This is a genomic window from Rhizobium ecuadorense, assembly GCF_001187535.1.
Lineage (GTDB): Bacteria > Pseudomonadota > Alphaproteobacteria > Rhizobiales > Rhizobiaceae > Rhizobium > Rhizobium ecuadorense.
Map to the genome: position 1 here is coordinate 1 of NZ_LFIO01000376.1, position 233 is coordinate 233.

Genomic DNA, 233 nt, shown 5'->3' on the forward strand with positions numbered 1-233 from the left:
AGATCATCGTCTGCGCTGATAATTTCCATGGTCGGACGCTGAGCATCATCAGTTTCTCCACCGATCCCGAAGCCCGCGCCGGCTTCGGTCCCTATACGCCAGGCTTCCGCATCATTCCCTTCGGCGATGCCGAGGCTTTCGCCGCCGCAATCAATGCCAATACGGTGGCCGCCCTGATCGAGCCGATCCAGGGGGAAGCCGACGTCATCATTCCGCCGGCAGGTTATTTCACC

At 60.1% G+C, this 233-nt stretch carries 1 protein-coding gene; it reads left to right on the top strand.

The window, feature by feature from the left end; translation table 11 throughout:
- A partial coding sequence (locus tag AF337_RS08140) for an aminotransferase class III-fold pyridoxal phosphate-dependent enzyme (protein WP_152970961.1) occupies positions 1–233 on the top strand: 233 nt, incomplete at both ends.